The organism is Microbacterium paraoxydans (assembly GCF_020524545.1).
Lineage (GTDB): Bacteria > Actinomycetota > Actinomycetes > Actinomycetales > Microbacteriaceae > Microbacterium > Microbacterium paraoxydans_C.
The window spans coordinates 768,615-785,752 of record NZ_JAIVLG010000001.1 but is presented as its reverse complement, the minus strand read 5'-3'; the positions used below and the strand labels follow the sequence as shown (position 1 = coordinate 785,752).

Annotated in this window: 13 protein-coding genes; 4 read left to right on the top strand and 9 right to left on the bottom strand. The window is 69.3% G+C overall.

Annotated features, from left to right (window positions below; translation table 11 throughout):
• The first annotated feature begins 19 nt into the window (after nt 1-19).
• The 4 genes from hrpA (at nt 20) to LC041_RS03880 (ending at nt 6,988) form a co-directional block, all read left to right on the top strand.
• On the top strand, nt 20-3,937 hold the full coding sequence (gene hrpA, locus LC041_RS03895; protein ID WP_226531635.1) for an ATP-dependent RNA helicase HrpA: 3,918 nt from the start codon (nt 20-22) through the stop codon (nt 3,935-3,937).
• Nucleotides 3,938-4,004: 67 nt separating this feature from the next.
• Nucleotides 4,005-4,949: a quinone oxidoreductase family protein gene (locus LC041_RS03890; protein ID WP_226531634.1), complete on the top strand. Its 945-nt coding sequence runs from the start codon at nt 4,005-4,007 to the stop codon at nt 4,947-4,949.
• 75 nt (nt 4,950-5,024) lie between these two features.
• On the top strand, nt 5,025-6,023 hold the full coding sequence (locus tag LC041_RS03885; RefSeq protein ID WP_226531633.1) for a Gfo/Idh/MocA family protein: 999 nt from the start codon (nt 5,025-5,027) through the stop codon (nt 6,021-6,023).
• 2 nt (nt 6,024-6,025) lie between these two features.
• Nucleotides 6,026-6,988 (top strand): NYN domain-containing protein, encoded by a 963-nt coding sequence (locus LC041_RS03880; protein ID WP_226531632.1) that lies wholly within the window; start codon nt 6,026-6,028, stop codon nt 6,986-6,988.
• 30 nt (nt 6,989-7,018) lie between these two features.
• Here the strand turns inward: LC041_RS03880 and LC041_RS03875 are convergent, their stop codons facing one another.
• The 9 genes from LC041_RS03875 to LC041_RS03835 form a co-directional block, all read right to left on the bottom strand.
• On the bottom strand, nt 7,019-8,293 hold the full coding sequence (locus LC041_RS03875; RefSeq protein WP_226531631.1) for an MFS transporter: 1,275 nt from the start codon (nt 8,291-8,293) through the stop codon (nt 7,019-7,021).
• Between the two features lie 6 nt (nt 8,294-8,299).
• Nucleotides 8,300-9,307, bottom strand: coding sequence for a sugar phosphate isomerase/epimerase family protein (locus tag LC041_RS03870; RefSeq protein ID WP_226531630.1), 1,008 nt, complete (start codon nt 9,305-9,307; stop codon nt 8,300-8,302).
• The gene (locus LC041_RS03865; RefSeq protein ID WP_226531629.1) at nt 9,304-10,278 is read right to left on the bottom strand and encodes a sugar phosphate isomerase/epimerase family protein; all 975 of its coding nucleotides are present in this window, start codon (nt 10,276-10,278) and stop codon (nt 9,304-9,306) included. Before LC041_RS03865 ends, LC041_RS03870 begins: the two co-directional genes overlap by 4 nt.
• A gap of 2 nt (nt 10,279-10,280) precedes the next feature.
• On the bottom strand, nt 10,281-11,225 hold the full coding sequence (locus LC041_RS03860) for a sugar phosphate isomerase/epimerase family protein (protein WP_226531628.1): 945 nt from the start codon (nt 11,223-11,225) through the stop codon (nt 10,281-10,283).
• A gap of 25 nt (nt 11,226-11,250) precedes the next feature.
• The gene (locus LC041_RS03855) at nt 11,251-12,078 is read right to left on the bottom strand and encodes a carbohydrate ABC transporter permease (protein WP_226531627.1); all 828 of its coding nucleotides are present in this window, start codon (nt 12,076-12,078) and stop codon (nt 11,251-11,253) included.
• Nucleotides 12,075-13,043, bottom strand: coding sequence for a carbohydrate ABC transporter permease (locus LC041_RS03850; protein ID WP_226531626.1), 969 nt, complete (start codon nt 13,041-13,043; stop codon nt 12,075-12,077). The genes LC041_RS03855 and LC041_RS03850 overlap by 4 nt, the downstream gene beginning before the upstream one ends.
• A 7-nt stretch (nt 13,044-13,050) precedes the next feature.
• A complete protein-coding gene (locus LC041_RS03845) occupies nt 13,051-14,364 on the bottom strand; it encodes a sugar ABC transporter substrate-binding protein (RefSeq protein ID WP_226531625.1) in 1,314 nt (437 codons plus the stop codon).
• A gap of 37 nt (nt 14,365-14,401) precedes the next feature.
• Nucleotides 14,402-15,895, bottom strand: coding sequence for a GMC oxidoreductase (locus tag LC041_RS03840; protein ID WP_226531624.1), 1,494 nt, complete (start codon nt 15,893-15,895; stop codon nt 14,402-14,404).
• A 67-nt stretch (nt 15,896-15,962) separates the two neighbouring features.
• Nucleotides 15,963-17,066, bottom strand: coding sequence for a Gfo/Idh/MocA family protein (locus LC041_RS03835; RefSeq protein ID WP_226531623.1), 1,104 nt, complete (start codon nt 17,064-17,066; stop codon nt 15,963-15,965).
• Nucleotides 17,067-17,138: the final 72 nt, after the last annotated feature.

Here is a 17,138-nt window from a genome sequence, read left to right as displayed (position 1 = left end):
CGTCATACGATGGAGGGCTATGTCCTCCCCTGCGATCTCCTATCCGCCGGAGCTGCCCGTCAGCGCAGCCAGGGCCGAGATCGCCGACGCCCTGCGCGACCACCAGGTCGTGATCGTCGCGGGCGCCACCGGATCCGGCAAGACGACCCAACTGCCGAAGATCGCCCTCGAACTCGGGCGGGAGCGCATCGCGCACACCCAGCCGCGCCGCCTCGCGGCCCGCACGATCGCCGAGCGCGTCGCCGAGGAGCTCCAGGTCGAGCTCGGCACGGTCGTCGGCTACAAGGTGCGCTTCACCGACAAGGTCTCGGACGCCACCCGCATCGCGCTGATGACCGACGGCATCCTCCTCAACGAGATCCATCGCGATCGGCTGCTCACGCGCTACGACACGATCATCATCGACGAGGCGCACGAGCGCTCCCTCAACGTCGATTTCCTCCTCGGCTACCTCTCGCGCATCCTGCCCGAGCGCCCCGACCTCAAGGTTGTCATCACCTCGGCCACGATCGATCCGGAGAGCTTCGCCACGCACTTCGCGGCGGCGGACGGCACACCCGCTCCGATCATCGAGGTCTCCGGACGCACGTATCCCGTGGAGATCCGCTACCGCGGGCCGGTCGAGGATCCCGACGAGGAGGATCAGGCCGCGGAGCCGGAGGATGAGGTCTCGGCCATCGTCTCCGCGCTGCGCGAGCTGGACCGCGAGGCGCCGGGCGACGTGCTCGTGTTCCTGCCCGGCGAGGCCGAGATCCGCGACGCGGCCGACGCGGTGCGCGGCGCGTACGCGGACCACCGCGCGCCCACCGAGGTGCTCCCCCTGTTCGGACGCCTCTCCGCCGCGGACCAGCACCGGGTGTTCGAGCGCAGCCGGGTGCCGGGCGTGCGCCGCCGGGTGATCCTCGCCACCAACGTCGCCGAGACGAGTCTCACCGTTCCCGGCATCAAGTACGTCATCGATACCGGCACCGCCAGGATCTCGCGCTACAGCAACCGTTCCAAGGTCCAGCGTCTGCCGATCGAGGCCATCTCGCAGGCGTCGGCGAACCAGCGCTCGGGCCGTGCGGGACGCACCAGCGACGGCATCGCCATCCGCCTCTACTCGGAGGAGGACTTCGACCGGCGTCCCGAGTTCACCGAGCCCGAGATCCTGCGGACGTCACTCGCATCGGTCATCCTGCAGATGCTCTCGCTCGGCTTCGGCGACATCGCCGCCTTCCCGTTCCTGACCCCGCCCGACTCCCGCGGCGTGAAGGCCGCGTTCGATCTGCTCACCGAGCTCGGCGCGGTCGAGCCGTCCCGCCGTGACGGCTCCCCCCACCTCACCCGCACGGGACGGGACATCTCGCGCATGCCGATCGACCCGCGGTTCGCACGGATGCTGATCGAGGCGGGCCGTGCAGGAGCGGGCGGATCGGTCACACGCGATGTGCTCGCGATCGTCTCAGGCATGACGATCCAGGACGTGCGCGAGCGGCCGGAGGAGCGCCGCGAGGAGGCTGACCGCCTGCACGCGCGCTTCATCGACCCGACGAGCGACTTCCTGACCCTGCTGAACCTGTGGAATCACCTGCGCGAGCAGCAGCGCGAACTCGGCTCGAGCGCGTTCCGCCGACTGTGCCGCTCCGAGCATCTCAACTACGTGCGGGTGCGCGAGTGGTTCGATGTGCACCGCCAGTTGCGCACGCTCGTCAGGACGCCCGAGCGCGGGGCCGAGACGGGCGCCGCGAGCGATCCGGACGCGATCCACCGCGCGCTGCTCTCCGGACTCCTGTCGCAGATCGGCATCCTCGACGAGCGCACGGCGCCCGCCGGCAAGGCGCACTCCCCTGCGAAGGAGCCGAAGGGCCGCCGCATCGCCGAATATCGGGGCGCCCGCGGCATCCGCTTCTCGATCTTCCCCGGGTCGGGTCTGCGCAAGAAGCGCCCGCGCGCGGTGATCGCGGCCGAAATCGTCGAGACCTCTCGCACGTTCGCTCGCACGGTCGCCGCGATCGACCCGGCGTGGGCAGAGCCGCTGGCGGGCGACCTCGCCAAGCGGCAGGTGACCGAGCCGCACTGGTCGAAGGATGCCGGCGCCGCCGTCGCCTTCGAGAAGGTCACCTTGTTCGGGCTCGAGATCATCCCCCGACGCCGCGTGCAGTTCGCGCGCATCGACCGGGCCGCATCACGCGAGCTCTTCGTGCGGCATGCGCTCGTCGAGGGCGAGTGGGATCCGACGCGCATCGACAAGCGCGCGAGTGCGTTCTGGCGCAGCAACGCCGAACTGCGCAAACGCCTCGAGAAGCTGGAGGAGCGCGAGCGCCGCCGCGACATCCTCGCCGGCGACGAGGCCGTGTTCCGGTTCTACGACGAGCGCATCCCCGCCGAGGTGTTCGACGTGCGCTCCTTCGAGAGCTGGTGGCGGGAGGCGATGGCCGCGACGCCGAAGCTGCTCGTGATGCGCGAGAGCGACCTGATCGACGACGAGGAACGCGCGGATCAGCGCGAGTTCCCGACCCGGTGGACGCAGGGCGACCAGGTACTCGGCCTCGCGTACCGGTTCGAGCCCGGCTCCGAGGACGACGGCGTCAGCGTGGTCGTGCCCTTGCCACTGCTCGCCCAGATCGAGGACCGCGGCTTCGACTGGCAGGTTCCCGGCCTGCGGGCCGAGTTGATCACGGGGTTGCTGCGCGCCCTCCCCAAGGCGATCCGGCGCCACGTCGTGCCCGCCGCCGACTGGGCCGAGAAGTTCGGGGCCGAGCTCAGCGAGGAAGGCCCGGAGTCGCACGGCGGACTCCCTCCGCGCACGCTCAAGGAGGCGCTCGCGCGACGGATCCAGCCGCTCGCGAACCAGCTCGTCTCCGCAGCCGACTTCGACGACGAGCGGGTGCCCCCGCACCTGCGCATGAACTTCCGTGCCGTGGACGAACGTGGTCGGATCGTCGGCTCTGGCCGTGACCTGCAAGCGCTGCAGACGCGACTCTCCGACCGTGCGCGCAGCAGCGTCGCCCGCTCGATCGCCGCTCCACCCCGATCGGGGACCCCCGGCGGAGGTCGCGGGCCCGAACGCGTCGCTGCGGCTCCGATCGAGCAGACCGGTCTCACGGGGTGGACCTTCGGGGATCTGCCCCCGGTCCTCGACACCCGCGTCGCCGGTGGCGTCGTGCGCGGCTATCCCGCCATCGTCGACCAGGGCAAGAGCGTGTCGGTACGCGTGGAGTCGACTCCGGAGGCCGCTGCCGCCGCCACGCGCGACGGCGTGCTGCGCCTGGTGCTGCTCGGTGTGCCGTCGCCTTCCTCGTATGTGCAGGAGCATCTGACGAGCCAGGAGAAGCTGGCACTCGCCGCCTCGCCGTATCCGTCGGCCGCCGCCCTCATCGAAGATTGTCGGGCGGCCGTCGCCCGCAAGGCCGTCGAGCGTGTCGTGCCGGACGGGATCGTGCGCACCGAGACGGATTTCGCGACGGTGCGCGACGCGGTCTCGGCCACACTCGTCGACGACCTCTTCGCCTGCGTCTCGCTGGTGGCGCGCATCCTCAGCCGATCCAGGGACGTCGAGCGCGGCATCAAGTCGCAGAACTCGCTCGCGCTGCTCGGCCCGCTGAACGACATCCGCACCCAGCTGAGCGGGCTCCTCCATCCGGGTTTCGTGTCGGCGGCCGGCGTCGACCGCCTCGCGCACTTCCCGCGGTACCTGGAGGGGATGCTCGACCGCCTGAAGACGCTCGCCAGCGAGCCGGGCAAGGACCGCGCACGAATGACGGAGTACGAGCGGATGGCCGCTGCGTTCGAGGACGCCGGGGGCACGATACCTCTCCGCGCCGACGCGGCACCGCCGCTCGTCGAGGTGCGATGGCTTCTGGAGGAGTACCGCGTGAGCGTGTTCGCGCAGCGGCTCGGCACCGCGCAGCCGGTATCCCCGCAGCGCATCATGAAGGCGCTCTCGGGGCGCTGACCCACGAGATCTCCTTCATCCCACGCGACACGGAGCCTCCGTGGCCGGTCGCGGGTAGCCTGATTCCATGGCTCGCGCGATCGTGTACACCGAAATCGGATCCCCCGCCGTCCTCCACCTGATGGAGATCCCCGACCCGGTCGCCGCGCGCGGTGAGGTCGTCGTGCGGATCGAGGCGGCAGGCGTGAATCCGATCGATGCGAAGCTCCGCGGCGGCAGACGTCCTTCCCCGCCGATCACCGAGCCGCGTCCGGCCGGGTTCGACGGCGCCGGGGTCATCGAGGTGCTGGGCGAGGGCGTCGACGGCCTGCAGGTCGGCGATCGAGTGGCGATCCGCGACGGGCACGGCACGTACGCTTCCGCACTCGCCGTCGCGACCGAGAACCTCGCTCCGCTTCCGGACTCGGTCACGATGGCCGAGGGCGCCGCGATCGGGATCCCGGCAGGCACCGCCTACCAGGCGCTGCGGTCTCTCGGCGTCACCGAAGGCGATGTGCTCCTCGTGCACGGAGGCTCCGGCGCGGTCGGGCAGGCAGCCGTGCAGTTCGCAGTCGCCTGGGGTGCGACCGTGATCGCGACCGGGAGTCCCGCCCGCCACGACCAGCTGCGCGAACTCGGGGCGGTCCCCGTGGCCTACGGCGATGGTCTGATCGATCGAGTCCGCGATGTCGCTCCGTCTGCCGTCACGGTGGTGCTCGATTGCGCCGGCACCGACGAGGCGATCGAGACCTCCCTCGCGTTGGTGGCCGACCGCGACCGCATCGGTACGATCGTCCGAGGGCCGGATGCCGCATCGTTCGGAATCCGCGCCTTCTCCGGGGGCTCACCGGTGCCCCTCACCGATCAGGAGCTCGCCTGGCGCGCCGAGGCGCTGCCCCGGACGATCGCGCTCCTGGAGACCGGGGACTTCACCGTCGAGATCGGACCGCAGCTGCCGCTCACCGAGGCGGCGCGGGCCCATGAGCTCCTGGAGTCCGGAACCGCCTCGGGCAAGATCATCCTGCTGCCGTGATCGAGAGGCCGCGGATCGGGAGCCGACCCCGTGAGGATGCGGCGTCACGCCCGCGGCACCCCGTACGCTGAGACCATGACAGGTCTTCGGTGGGGAATCCTCGCGACCGGCGGTATCGCCGGCGCATTCGCGTCCGATCTGCGAACCGCGGGGCTCGACCTCGTGGCCGTCGGCTCCCGTTCGCAGGAGTCGGCGGATGCTTTCGCCGCGCGCTTCGACATCCCCCACGCCCACCCCTCCTACGACGCTCTCGTCGCCGACCCCGACGTCGACATCATCTACGTGTCGACGCCGCACCCGATGCACCATGAGAACGCTCGGCTCGCCCTCGAGAACGGCAAGCACGTGCTGGTCGAGAAGGCGTTCACGCTGAACCGTGCCGAGGCCGAAGATCTGCGGGCCCTGGCTGCGGAGCGCGGGTTGCTGGTCATGGAAGCCATGTGGACGCGGTACCTGCCGCACATGGTGCGTCTGCGCGAGCTGATCGCCGAGGGCGCGCTGGGTGAGATCCGTGCGGTGAGCGCCGACCACACGCAGCTGTTGCCCTCCGACCCGGCCCACAGGCTCAACGCCCTGGAGCTCGGCGGCGGCGCCCTGCTCGACCTCGGCATCTACCCGATCTCCTTCGTCTGGGACGTGCTCGGGGCCCCGACGTCGGTGCGCGCGGTCGGCCGCCTCATCGAGACGGGAGCGGATGCCGAGGTCGCGACGGTCATGACGCACGAGGGCGGAGCGGTCTCCACCACCCTGTCGTCGTCGCGCGGGGCCGGTCCCAACACGGCCCACGTGGTCGGCACTGCGGCCCGCGTCGAGATCGAGCGCTTCTGGTGGTCGCCGTCCATCCTGCGTGTGATCGATCCGCAGGGCGCGGTGATCGAGGAGTTCGACGGCCGCCCGTCCTCCGACGGTCCGCGCGGGATGCAGTTCGAGGCGCTGGCCGCCGAACGTCTGGTGACCGAGGGCCATCTCGAGGGCGACATCCTGCCGATCGCCGACACCGTCGCGATCATGGGCGTGCTCGACGAGATCAGGGCCCAGCTGGGCGTCGTCTACCCCCGCGAGAGCGGAGTCTGATCATGGCCGAGGCCACCGATGCCCGCGTCGCCGTCTATCTCGACTTCGACAACATCGTCATCTCCTGGTACGACCGGGTGCACGGGCGCAACGCCTACGGCAAAGACCGGCAGCGGATCACCGAGAACCCGAACGATCCGGAGGTGGTCGACCGCCTCGGCCGCGCGATGATCGAGGTCGGCGCGATCATCGACTACGCCGCATCCTTCGGAACACTGGTGTTGACCCGCGCGTACGCCGATTGGTCCTCGCCCGTGAACGCCGAGTACCGCTCGCAGCTCGTGGCCCGCGCGGTCGACCTCGTCCAGCTGTTCCCCGCCGCGGCCTACGCCAAGAACGGTGCCGACATCCGGCTCGCGGTGGACGCGGTCGAGGACATGTTCCGGCTCCCCGACCTCACGCACGTCGTGATCGTGGCCGGCGACAGCGACTACGTGCCGCTCGCCCAGCGCTGCAAACGACTCGGTCGCTACGTCATCGGGGTCGGTGTGTCGGGCTCGACCGCGAAGTCGCTCGCCGCGGCGTGTGACGAGTTCGAGTCCTACGACTCGCTGCCCGGCGTCGTGCGCCCCGTCAAGGCCGTCACCGCACCCGTTTCAGCGCCTCCCGTCGAAGCGGCGGCGCCCGCAGCAGAGACCGCGACGAAGCCGAAGAGCGCGCCGAAGCGTGCGAAGGCCAAGCCCACCGCCAAGGCGGAGGAGAGCAGCGTCGAGGAGAAGATCGACGACCAGGAGGTCGCCACCCAGCTGTTGGAGCGCGCGCTGCGCCTCGGCCACGACAAGGCCGACGCCGACGAATGGCTGCACAGCTCCGCGGTCAAGACGCACATGCGCCGCATGGATCCGTCCTTCAGCGAGAAGGCTCTCGGCTACCGCTCGTTCTCCGACTTCCTGAAGTCACGCGACGACATCACCGAGCTCGAGGAGACCGGCCATGAGCGATTGGTCCGCCTCCGCGAGCCGTGAGCCGACGGGCGGTCGAAGCGATCAGGGCACTCAGGGCGCGGACCGCAGCGCCCGCCAGGAAGCCGCGACGGCGAGCACCGTGACCGCCCCGACGACGGCGTAGGCGATCCGCGGATCGCCTACCTCCGCGAGCCCGCCGACCAGCAGCCCCGTCACGACGGTCGACCCGGGCAGGGCCATGGCCCAGATGCCCATCACCCGCCCGCGCACCGCGCTCGGCGTCGACAGCATCACGAAGGCGTTGGCCCTGGCGATGAACCACATCACGATCATGCCGACAGCGGCCAGGCCGATGAACAACAAGGGCAGTGACGGGGCGGCCGCCGACAGCAGCACGGCGACGGCCATGGCCACCGCCATCGTCCGCACCTCCGTACTCCGCGGTGTGATCGGTCCGGTGGCCGAGAAGAACGCGCCGGGAAGGGCGCCCAGACCGAAGGCCACGGCAAGCGCACCGTAGGTCGCACCGTCACCGTGGAACACGTCCACCACCAGCAGGGGCACCACGACGGCGATGTTGTAGCTCGCTGCCGCGCACACCGCGAGGAGAAGCGTCGCGCGGATCGCGGGCGTGCCCGTGGCGAACCTCCACGCGCCCGTCGTCGCCGCCGGGGGCGCCACGGCCGAAGTCGCACGCTGCTCCCCCCGCGGGAGCGGACCGACGCCGGCCTCGGGGGCCGGCATGCGGCTCGGCAAGGCGAGGAGCACGAAGATCGAAGGGACGAACAGCACCACGTTCACCACGAAGCACCAGCCCGCATCCGTCACCAGCAGCAGCGCGCCCGCGATCGCGGGTCCGATCACGCGCGCGCCGTTGATGATCACCTCGTTCATGCCGACCGCGCTGGTCACCCGGTCGCGGCCGACCAGATCGAGCACCAGCAGCTGACGGGCCGGGTTGTCCGCCGCGAACGCGATCCCGTGGGCGAGCGAGAGCGCCATCAGCATCCACAGCTCGAGAGCGCCGCCGAGGGCCAGCGCCGCGAGCACGGCGGCGATCGCCATCTGCACCCCTGCCGTCACGAGCAGCACGGCGCGACGGGTGTGACGGTCCACCAGCACGCCGATGAAGGGACCGAGCAGCAGCGTCGGGAGCATCATGCTGGAGGTCACCGCGCCGAGCGCGAGACCGTCTCCGCCCAGCTGCACGACGAGCCAGGCGATCGCGATCTGCGAGGCCGCACCGCCAGCCCCGGAGAGCAGCTGCGCGATGCTCCATCGTCGATACTCCTGCACACGCAGGGCATCGAACGACCGCGTCAGCGCTGACCGGGTGAATCGCGCGCGCAACGGTCGCCAGAACACCCGCGCCTACTGGTTGGTGAAGGCGGCGTCGAAGGAGGCGTCGGGCGTCGGCCACAGCAGCGATCGCACATACGCGAGGGCCTGCGGCGCCCCGTGCAGGCGATCCATGCCCGCGTCCTCCCACTCGATCGAGATCGGGCCGTCGTAGCCGATTGCATCCAGCGCGCGGAACGAGTCCTCCCACGGCACATCCCCGTGTCCCGTGGAGACGAAGTCCCACCCGCGGCGAGGATCCCCCCAGGGAAGGTGCGAACCGAGCACACCGGCGCGACCGTTGCGCGGACGCATCCGCGTGTCCTTGCAGTCGACGTGGTAGATGCGGTCGGCGAAGTCGACGATGAACCCCACCGGATCGATGTTCTGCCACATCATGTGCGAGGGGTCCCAGTTGAAACCGAAGGCCTCTCGGTGTCCGATCGCCTCGAGTGCGCGCACGCTCGACCAGTAGTCGTAGGCGATCTCGCCCGGGTGCACCTCATGGGCGAAGCGCACGCCTTCCGCGTCGAACACGTCGAGGATCGGGTTCCACCGATTGGCGAAGTCCTGGAATCCGGCGTCGATCACCGACGCCGGGACGGGCGGGAACATCGCCACATACTGCCAGATCGGCGAGCCCGTGAAGCCGACCACGGTGTCGACGCCGAGCTTGCGAGCGACCCGAGCCGCACGCTTCATGTCCTCCGCCGCGCGCTGCCGCACGCCTTCCTCCTGGCCGTCTCCCCACACGTACTCGCGCAGGATCGCCTCGTGCCTGAAGTCGATCGGCGCGTCGCAGACGGCCTGACCGGCGAGGTGATTCGAGATCGCGAAGAGACCCAGCCCGTGACGTTCCAGGATCTCGAGCCTCGACGCCGCGTAGGCGTCGTCTTCGTCCGCGCGTCGCAGGTCGAGGTGGTCGCCCGACGCCGCCACCTCCAGGCCGTCGTATCCCCACTCCGCAGCGAGCCGGGCGACCTCCTCGAAGGGCAGATCGGCCCACTGACCGGTGAACAGGGTGACGGGATGCGTGCTCATGCGTGTGCCTCCGTTGCGCCGCTCGGGTAGTTCTCCGCGATCCACGCCCAGCTGGCCTTGGCGCTCTCGAACGGATCCATGCTCGGTTTGTCGACCTCGATGAGAACGGTACCCTCGAAGTCGTCTGGCAGCTCGGCGAGTGCCTCACGGATCGGTACGTGACCCAGCCCCGGCTCCAGGAAGAAGCGCTGCGCCATGACGTCGAAATAGGGTGTTCGCGTCTGCCGGGCGGCCTTCGCGAGGTCGAGATCCATGTCCTTGACGTGCAGGTCGGAGATGCGATCGGCGTGCGCCGCCACCCAGGCGACCACGTCGACTCCCGTCCAGGCGAGATGCCCGAGGTCGGGCCCCGCGGCGAGGAGCGAGGGCGAGACGGCGTCGAGCACGTGATCGTATTCGGCCTCGGTCTCGATCCAGGTGCCGACGTGGTTGTGCAGCGCGGCCGTGACGCCTTCGGCATGGAGCACCTGGGCGGCCTCCCCGATGATGTCGGTCACACGGTCGAGCCGGGCGGCGTCGAAGGCGTGCCCCACGGCGGCCGCCTCGTCGATGCGCGGACGCCCCGGAGCCATGTCCGCAGCCAGGAAGACTCTGTCGAGCCCCAGATGGAGGGTCTCCTCGGCACGACGGCGGATGCCGTCGAACCAGCGGAAACGCGCCTCGTCGTCGCCGGAGAGGTCGCGCCCGAACTCTTCGGGCAGTCCGATGTGCACGTAACCGGGAGTGACTCGGAGCCCGGCGTCGGCGACGACCCGGGAATAGGCCTGCAGCGTCTGCGTCGGCAGCACCTCGAGCATCACCGAGGAGAACCCGGCGTCGCGCACCTCCCCGAGGACGACCGGTTGCCTGGCCAGGAACCGGGGGCGGTCGAACTCCCAGCCGACGCTGCCTGGCTCCCCCGTGGAGTCGCCGAGCGACACGGTGATCCACTGGAGTGTGTTGAGCGAGAAGTGCTCGCGCGTGAGGGCCATGGTCAGGCCCGGATCTCGGCGACCCAGCGCGCCGTGTGGAGCGCGCTTTCGACGGGGTCCATGCTCGCGCGGTCGACCTCGATGATGACCCAGCCGTCCCAGCCGTCGGGGAGGGCATCGAGCGTGCCGCGCAGGTCGATCTGCCCGAGTCCCGGCTCCAGGTAGAGCCCGAGATCGGTGGCGCGTTCGTATGTGAGCCTTTCCTCCCTGCTGCGACGCGCGAGGTCGAGGTCGAGGTCCTTCAGGTGAAGGTCCTGCACACGATCGGCCCAGGTCGTGAGGGCCTCCCTCGCGCTGATTCCGGCCCACTCGAGGTGGCCGATGTCGAAGGAGGCGCCGAGGCGCGAGGCGTCGATCGAGTTGAGCACGTGCTCGTACTCGTGCTGCGTCTCGATCCAGGTGCCGACGTGGTTGTGCAGCCCGGGCTTGACCCCCTCCGCGTTCAGCACGTCGACGGCCTCATCGATCAGATCGGTGAGTTCGTCGAGTCGGTCCTGGGAGAAGTCCGCGCCGACGGCGGGCTGCTGCCAGCGGATGGCGTCCTGATCAACCTCGGCGGCGAGGAAGATCGTGGACAGTCCGAAGTACGCGGACTCCTCCGCCTTACGACGAACACCATCGAACCAGTGGATGCGCTCGAACGTGCCGCGCTCGAGCCGGCCACCGTGGTCGCTCGCGAGAGGGACCTGCACGTAGCCCGGCGCGAGGGCCAGCCCGGATTCCGCCACCATCGACGCGTAGTTCTGCAGCGTCTGCGTATCGAGCACCTCCATCATCGTCGCGTCGAAGCCCGCCTCCCTGATCGCGCGGAGCACCTCAGGGTATTCGGAGACGAACGCGGGATCGGCGAACCTCCACAGGCTCGCGCTGTCCAGATCGGCGGGGTCCTCCTTGACGTTGATCCACTGGATCGCGTTGAGGGCGAACTTCAGGTCCTTCACGGCCATGCGATGGGTCCTTTCAGGGTGCGGGTCACTTCAGTCCGGTGGCGGCGACGCCCTGGATGAAGTACTTCTGCAGGAAGAGGAAGAGGATGAGGATCGGCAGCAGCACGACCATGGCTCCGGCCAAGAGCAGCCCGAAGGAGATCGTGTTGGAGGCCTGCGAGGCCACGGACAAGCCCACAGGCGCCGTGTACGTGTCCTGGGACTGGGCCACCACGAGCGGCCACAGGAAGTTGTTCCAGGAGGTGAGGAAGGACAGGATCGCGACCGTCGCCAGCCCCGGGCCCGTCAGCGGCAGGAAGACCCGGAGGAAGATCCTCCCCTCCCCCGCACCGTCCAGACGCGCGGCCTCCATCAGCTCGTAGGGCACGCCGTGCGCGAACTGGCGCATGATGAACACGCAGAGGGGAAGCACGAGCACCGGCAGGATGATCGCGATCAGGGAGTTGACCAGGCCCATCTGCACGACGATGACGAACTGCGGCACGAACAGCGCGACGTAGGGCACGATCATCGAGGCGATCACCAGCGGGAACACCACTCCGCGGCCGCGGAAGCGCAGCTTCGCCAGCGCGTAGCCGGCCATCGCGCTGAAGAGCACGTTGCCGACGATCGCGACGCCGGAGACCACGATGCTGTTGAGCATGTACGTGCCGAACCCGCGGTCGGCGAACAACTGGATGTAGTTCTGGATCTGGAAGGACTCCGGGAACCAGGCCCCGGGGTTGCCCAAGAACTCGGCCTGCGTCTTGAACGATCCGAAGAACACCCAGACGAAGGGCAGCAGCATGAACACGGTGATGACGGCGAGCACTGTGTAGTTCAGCGCCTGGCGCGTCGGAGACGGAGTCTTCAATGTTTCGGCCTCAGGATTCTGAACTGGACGATCGCGACCACGCCGACGAGCAGCAGCAGCAGCACGGAACCGGCCATCGAGGCCGACACGTTGCCGAAGCCGAACTGCTCGTACACCCAGACGGCGATCGATTTGGTGGAGCCGAGCGGACCGCCCTTGGTGAGCAGGTAGGGCTCCTCGAAGATGTTGAGGAACGACACCGTCTGCAGCACCGTCACGAGAAGAGTGGTGGGGCGCAAGAGCGGCAGCGTGATCGACCAGAGGCGCCGCCACGCTCCGGCGCCATCGGTCGATGCCGCCTCGTAGATCTCCTCCGGCACGGCCTGCAGACCGGCGAGGAAGAGGATCATGCACGTGCCGGTGGTGCGCCAGACACCCATCATCACGACCGTGGTGACGGCCCATCCCGGCTCGCCGAGCCAGTTCGGCTCCGGCAGACCGAGTTCGCCGAGCGTCGAGTTCACCGGGCCGGTGATCGAGAAGGCGTACTGCCAGATGACAGCCGCCGCGACGATGTTGGTGATGACCGGCACGTAGGCCGCTGCGCGGAAGAAGTTGCGCAGCCGCCGGATACCGTTGTTGAGCATGAGCGCCAGGGCGAGGCCCAGTGCCATGCTGAGCGGCACGCAGATCACGACGAACATCACCGTGTTTCCGAACGCGCTCTGGAACCCCGGGTTGTTGATGATCTCGATGAAGCCCTGCACGCCGGTGAAGTTGACGTTGAACGGGTCGCGGATGTCGCGAGCGCTGATGTCGGTCATGCTGGCGCCGATGGCGAGCACGGCCGGAACGCCCGTGAAGAGCAGGAAGATCGCGAGGAACGGGGTGAGGAACAGCCACGCGGTTGCGGCTTCGGCCCGCGATCCCTCGTGCACCTTCCTGATCCCTCGAGGACCGGTCGCCCGGGGGCGTCGCGAGGACGCCCCCGAGGTGACCATGGTGCGGGTCGCAGTGGAGGTCATGATGCGCTCAGTCGCCCATCCCGATGGCTTCGGCCTGGGCCTGGGCCGCGTCGAGCGCGTCCTGCGCGGAGACGCCGCCGCGGACGACCTTCTCCATCTGCTCGCCGATCACGGTGCCCACCTGGGTCCAGGTCGAGACCTTCGGCAGGTTCACGCCGGTCTCCAGGCCCGCTTCGACGGTCTCGAGCAGACGGTTGCCGGCGAGAGAGGGATCCTCCCAGGCCGACTTGACCGCCGGCATGTTCTTGAAGATCTCGAACCACTTGACCTGGCTGTCCGGCTCGGACATGAACCGGGCGAACTTCCACGCCGCGTCCTTGTTCTCGGAGTCGGTGGGCACGAACCAGCTGCCGCCGCCGACCGTCGTCGCGGCGTCGCCGTCGGGGCCGACCGGCATGGGCGCCAGCGAGAGGTGCTCGTCCGCCCAGCCCTCGCCGTTGGCGTCGTCGAACCAGCCGACGAACCACGGGCCGCCGTCGATGATCGCCGCGTTCTTGCCGGTCGTGGACCAGGAGACGGTGTCGAGGAACGCAGGACCGTCGGGCGAGGCGAGGCCGTCGGCCATGAAGCTGGCCCAGAACTCGAGCGCCTCCACGTTCTCCGGCGAGTTGATCGTCCACTCCGACAGATCGTCGGAGATGAACCCTCCCCCGTTCTGCTTGGCGAAGGTCAGCAGCTGGCGGGCCGTGTACGCGTCGTAGGCCGCATACAGTGCCAGCGGATACTCGACGCCCGAGGACTTGAGCTTCTCGGCGAACGTCCGCAGCTCATCCCAATCGCCCGGGGCCTGCGCCCCCGCGGCATCGGCGAGATCGGTGCGGTAGATGACCATGTCCGAATACGCGTACCACGGCACACCGTAGGCCACGTCGTCGTAGACCGAGTTGTCCCAGATGACCTCGAAGAAGTCGTCGGGGTCGACGAGTCCGTCCGGCACCGGGTCGAACCCGCCGGTCGCGATCAGCGAGGACTGGGTCTCGGTGAAGGAGTAGATCAGGTCGGGGACGGTTCCCGCGGTGATCGCCGCGGTCATCTTCGAGGCGAACTCCGCTTCCGGGATCTGCGTCATGTTGATCTCGACGTCCGGGTTGTCCTTCTTGAACTCGTCGAACATCTGGGGCAATTCGGCGCCGTCGGCGCCCTGCGTCCAGATCTCGAGGGTTCCGGTGGCCGGCTTGTCGTCGATCGTCACGGACTCGCCGGCGTTTCCGCCGCCGCTGTCGTCGCCGCGGCCGCAGCCGGTCAGCAGCAGGGCGCCGGACGTGACCAGCGCGAGTCCGAGCATCGTCGCCCGGCGTCGCGAAGTGGTGTGAGTGTGCAACGCGATCATCTCCTTGGTGGGTAGGGGTACTGCAGGGTCAGAGGGAGGCGGCGACCGCGCGGGCGATGCGCACCGAGAGCGTGGCTCCGGTGAGCGTCGAGTTGCAGGTCAACGCGGTCGGGATCACGCCGTTGCCGGCGAGGTACAGGTTGTCGAAGCCCCAGACGCGGCCGTCGGTGTCGACGACGCTGGTGCCGTCGTCCGCCGCGCCCATCCGGACGGTGCCGGTGTAGTGCAGCGACGCTCCCGGCGGCTGGATCTCGCGCTCCTCGGTCGGGAAGTCCCCGATGACGGCGGCGGCGGTCCGCTGCACCTCCTGGGTACGGCGGATCTCCTCCAGATCGGCGTCGGAGTACGAGAAGTGCACGGTCATGTGCGGCATCCCGAGGGCGTCCGTCAGCTCATCCGAGAACTCGATGCGGTTCTCCGCACGGATCTCGGTCGCGCAGTACCAGCCGACGCTGAGCTTGTGGCGCCCTTCGAACACCCGCTCCATGAGCTGGCCGTGCGCGGGGCGGGCGGCACCGATCGACGGGCTCCAGAACGAGCCGATGAACGGTTCACCCACCGGCGCCTCGATGATGTCGGCGTCCGTGAGACCGAAGCGCGCGGCGTCGATGTCGACCTCGCCGTCGATCGTCGCGTGCTCGTTGAGGTAGCAGCCGAGGGCTGCGGGGCGGATACCGGAGGCCCACAGCAACTGCGGTGTGCGCAGGGCGTCTCCCGCGATCAGCACCTGCGTGCCACGCACGCTGCTCTCCTCGCCGGTGACGAGGTCCCGCAGGGCGAGCCCGGTCACCCTGCCGTCCTCGTGCTCGAGGCGGTGCACCAGCACGCCGCTCACGAGCGTCACACCGGGCTCGCTGCCGTCGAACACGAACGGGGCGATGTCACGCGGACCGGTGCGGGCGAAGGGCTGCCCGACGCGCGGAACTCCCCCCATCGGCATGTAGCCGAATTCGCGCGCGGGATCGGGGCTGGGAACCGCCTCCCGCAGCGCGGCGAAGAGGGGCTTCTCGAAGGGGTTGTCGACGCCCGCGACGAGGGGGCCCACGTAGGTGCGCAGGAGTCCGCGCGCCGTCTCCAGGTCGGCGTCCCATTCCGCACGCGGGACGATGGCGGGGATCTCCTCGGCGTAGGGCCACGGTGTCGCCGCGGTCCAGTGCACGCCCATGCCGCCGATGTTCCAGGCGACCGAGGCGCCGGGGAAGGCAGCGAAGTTGTGCCCGAAGAAGGCGGCCGGGAAGACTCCGGACGACTCCGGGTCCCACCCGTCACCGTCGATCTCACTCATCGAGACCGCGTCCTTCACATACTCGATCTGCCGTGCGCGGCGCATGAGGTCGTCGTACGAGGCGTTCATGGCGCTCTCGTCTGCCTCGACCAGGTGCTCTCCGGGGACGCCGGTGATCTCACGGCCCGCCTCGACGACGAGGATCGTCGCCTCCGGTGCCTGCTGATGCACCTGATTGGCGATGATCGCGCCGTTGGGGCCGGTGCCGACGATCACGAGATCGTAGTTGTCCGTCATTGGATTTCTCGTTCCTTCTGTCTGCGTCGAATCAGGAAGTGGGTGCGGCGATGCGCCCGGGCAAGGCTCAGAGGGGAGTGTCCACCCATCGTTGCTCCGCGGCCGCGACGAGCACGGCCTCGGTGAGCTGCGCGGCGCGCACGCCGTCGGCGAACGTGGGCAGTCCATCCGGCTGCTCCCCGCGTACGGCCGCGTAGACGTCGGCGACGAATCCGTTGAACGCGTCCTGATAGCCCTGCGCATGTCCGGCGGGGACGCTCGAGAATCGCGCGACGCCGGGGTGCGCCGTGAGCGGATCGCGGAAGAGGTGACGGCTGCCCGCGCGCTCGCCGATCCACAGCTCCTCCGGCCGCTCCTGGTCGAACCGGATGCTGGCCTGCGCGCCGTGGAGCTCGAGTGTGAGCGAGTTCTTGCGTCCCGCCGCCATCTGCGAGATCAGCAGGGTGCCGATGGCACCGGATGTCATCTCGACGAGGATGGAGACGGCATCCTCATTGGTGACGGCCCGGCCTGCGCGCTCGGCGTACACTCGCCGGGTTCTGGCGGTGAGGCGCACGATCCGCTCGCCCGCCACGAACTCGAGCAGGTCGCACAGGTGGGAGCCGATGTCCGCGAAGGCACGGGAGGGTCCTCCGTCGGCCGAGGTCACCCTCCAGTCGTCGTCGCCCGGCAACAGCATCCAGTCCTGCAGGTAGCCGCAGTCGACCGTGATCAGCTCGCCGATCTCTCCGGCGGCGACGCGGGCGCGGGCCTCGCGCACCATCGGGTGGTACCGGTAGACGAAGGGCACGGCGGCGACGACGGCTCGCTCGGAGGCGGCGGCGGCGAGCGCTCGGGCGTCGTCGACGTTCGTGGCGAGCGGCTTCTCGCAGATCACGTGGCGACCGGCGTCGATCACGGCGAGTGCGAGCTCTGCGTGGGTCGCGTTGGGAGTGCACACGTGCACGACGTCGACATCCGCTGCCAGGAGATCGGCGAGACCGTCGGCCGCCCGCTCGATACCGAGATCCTCGGCGGCAGCGCGAGCCCGCGCGATCGAGGAACTGGCGAGGACCGCAGTGGCCGCGCCGGCGGCTCGAGCCGCTCTGCTGTGGACCTGGGCCATGAAGCCCCCGCCGAGGAATCCGGATCGGATCGCCCCGACGCCGGTTGTGGTGACGTCCGTTGTCATGTCGATGATTCTGACACAGGTCGCCATACTTTTGCTAGTTCTTCGTCAAAAGAGTTTTCACAATCGTCAGAT

Excerpts from the sequence above, each read along its gene's own strand:
- LC041_RS03880 (WP_226531632.1), top strand. The coding sequence starts at position 6,026 with ATGGCCGAGGCCACCGATGCCCGCGTCGCCGTCTATCTCGACTTCGAC.
- LC041_RS03850 (WP_226531626.1), bottom strand. The coding sequence starts at position 13,043 with ATGACCTCCACTGCGACCCGCACCATGGTCACCTCGGGGGCGTCCTCG.
- LC041_RS03835 (WP_226531623.1), bottom strand. The coding sequence starts at position 17,066 with ATGACAACGGACGTCACCACAACCGGCGTCGGGGCGATCCGATCCGGA.
- LC041_RS03840 (WP_226531624.1), bottom strand. The coding sequence starts at position 15,895 with ATGACGGACAACTACGATCTCGTGATCGTCGGCACCGGCCCCAACGGC.
- LC041_RS03890 (WP_226531634.1), top strand. The coding sequence starts at position 4,005 with ATGGCTCGCGCGATCGTGTACACCGAAATCGGATCCCCCGCCGTCCTC.
- LC041_RS03885 (WP_226531633.1), top strand. The coding sequence starts at position 5,025 with ATGACAGGTCTTCGGTGGGGAATCCTCGCGACCGGCGGTATCGCCGGC.
- LC041_RS03860 (WP_226531628.1), bottom strand. The coding sequence starts at position 11,225 with ATGGCCGTGAAGGACCTGAAGTTCGCCCTCAACGCGATCCAGTGGATC.
- hrpA (WP_226531635.1), top strand. The coding sequence starts at position 20 with ATGTCCTCCCCTGCGATCTCCTATCCGCCGGAGCTGCCCGTCAGCGCA.
- LC041_RS03870 (WP_226531630.1), bottom strand. The coding sequence starts at position 9,307 with ATGAGCACGCATCCCGTCACCCTGTTCACCGGTCAGTGGGCCGATCTG.
- LC041_RS03865 (WP_226531629.1), bottom strand. The coding sequence starts at position 10,278 with ATGGCCCTCACGCGCGAGCACTTCTCGCTCAACACACTCCAGTGGATC.